At 35.9% G+C, this 2,380-nt stretch carries 2 protein-coding genes; both read left to right on the top strand.

Features of this window, described 5'->3' with window-relative positions; all coding sequences use genetic code 11:
* The first annotated feature begins 59 nt into the window (after positions 1–59).
* Positions 60–1,283 (top strand): glycosyltransferase, encoded by a 1,224-nt coding sequence (locus I3255_RS13740; RefSeq protein WP_238039310.1) that lies wholly within the window; start codon positions 60–62, stop codon positions 1,281–1,283.
* Between the two features lie 14 nt (positions 1,284–1,297).
* Positions 1,298–2,380 (top strand): glycosyltransferase (locus tag I3255_RS13745; RefSeq protein WP_238039311.1); only part of this gene is annotated, 1,083 nt, incomplete at its 3' end.

Here is a 2,380-nt window from a genome sequence, read left to right on the forward strand (position 1 = left end):
ACTCAATTGCAGTAGGAAGTCCAGCTAAAGTGATTAAAAAAATAAGTGAAGGTTAACTGATGGATAATAAAGTCAATGTAATTAATTTTGTACCAGAAGAACTACCATCGTATCGTCCTGATGTTGATGTTCTTTATTCAAAAGAGTTGCCTAAAGAAGGGGTTAGAACAACAATCATCGGTATGCCAAAAGATGAAACAATAAAAATTGAATCTAACGATAGTACTTTAGTGACAAGTAAAAAAACGACTAATCGTCATTTAGATTCTTTAGTGTATTTCTTTACTGCGGCTAAGATGTCTTTTAAAGCAAAGCAAAATGGTTTTCAGTTAATCCAAGTTAGAGACATGGTATGGGTGGGCTTGATTTGTCTATTGATCGCAAAGATGATTAAACTGCCATATACCTATTGGGTTTCATTTCTTTATGCCGAAAGTCGTTCAATGAGAGCGAGAGATAAGAGTGAAAATATTCCAAGTTGGAAACGACCAATAATTTTAGCTCGTGGTTTATTAGAAGAGTTTATTTTATATCATATTATCCTACCGCATTCAGATCGTGTCTATGCTCAAAGTGATTTCATGCTTAATTATATGAAAAACAAAGGTATTGATGAAAATAGCATGATGGTAGTACCAATGGGCGTTGATTTTGAAAAGATTGACGCATTTTCAGAAACAGAAGCCAAGAAAATAGAGTCATGGGGTGATGCTCCAGTTATTGGTTATCTAGGTAGTTTAGATCGTTTACGTAAACTGGAAGTTATTATTGAAGCTTTTCAAGAGGCTAAGAAAACTGTTCCAGAGTTAAAACTGCTGTTTGTGGGTGATTCTGAAGTAGCAAAAGATCGCGATTTTCTACAACAAACCGCTGATGATATGGGGTTAACTGAAGACTTCTGTATTACAGGATGGGTACAAACACATGAAGCTTGGGCCTATTTAAAAGGTGTAGATATGGTGATTGGTTTTATGAATCGAGGATTATTGTTGGATGTTTCAACACCAACAAAGGCTATGGAATATATGGCGCTCAAAAAACCGATGATTTGTAATGATTCTCCAGATCAGCAATTTGTTATTCAAGAGTCAGGTTGTGGTCGTGTAACTGATGGGTCTGTTAAATCATACGCTCAATCAATGATTGAATTAGCGCTGCAGCCTATGACGCAATCAGAGCTTGATGCAGGATTTAATTATATAAAAAATAATCGTTCTTATGCTTCTATTGGACAGCAAGTTGCTGCAGATATTAAGAGTGTTGTTAACCAAAATAATTCATAATAGTTGGTGTGTTCATGAAAGTCTTATTTGTTAATAAATTCTTCTTCCCGCATGGTGGGGCAGAAACTGTATTTTTCCAAGAGCGAGAGATGGTACAAGAAGCAGGGTACCAAGTCATTGATTTTTCGATGAAGCATGAGAAAAATATTCCATCAGAACAATCTGAGTATTTTGTTGAAAATGTTGATTATCATGGCAAGCACTCTATTTTTGATAGCTTAAAAGTCGCTATTAATTTTGTACATAATAAAGATGCTTGTGAACAATTTGAGAAACTTATTAAAGCAGAAAAGCCCGATATTGTGCACTTTCATAATATCTATCATCAAATTACCCCATCGGTAATCAAAGTTGCACAAAAGCATGGCTGTAAAACGGTATTAACTGCTCATGACTATAAATCTGTATGCCCTAATTACAGCATGTTAGCAGCAGGTGAGAGTATTGATTTAGACTGGATTTCTGGTAGTAATATTAATCTATTTAAGTATCAATGGCAGGATGGTTCTTGGCCTCGCAGTATTCTTCTTTCTCTTGAAGCTTTGTATCATCGAGTGATGAAAAGCTATGAAGCTCTAGATGCGTTTATTGCGCCATGTGATTTTATGAAATCGATGATCTTGCGCCAAATTCCATCTGCGAATGTGGAAGTGATTGTTAATGGTATTGATGCCTCGGCTACTGAAGTTGGAGAAGATGGTGGATACTTCTTATTCTGTGGGCGTTTAACTCAGGAAAAAGGCGTTGTAACTTTAGCTGAAGCCCATAAAAAGCTAACAGGTGATACCCCTCTTAAGGTATTAGGTACTGGGCCGATGTTTGATTATCTTAAAGACAATTTTGATAATGTAGAATTATTAGGTTTTCAGACTGGTGAAACTTTAACTAATATTATCAAGAATGCTAAAGCAGTTATTGTTCCTTCTGAATGGAATGAAAATTGTTCAATGTCAGTTCTAGAAGCTATGAGCTATGGTAAACCAGTTATCGGAGCCAATATCGGTGGTATTCCAGAACAGATCCTTGATGGTGAAACGGGTTATCTGTTTAAATCGGGCGATGCTAATGATTTAGCAAGTAAAATGCAGGCTCTTGCT

The organism is Psychrobacter sp. Ps6 (assembly GCF_022129235.1).
Lineage (GTDB): Bacteria > Pseudomonadota > Gammaproteobacteria > Pseudomonadales > Moraxellaceae > Psychrobacter.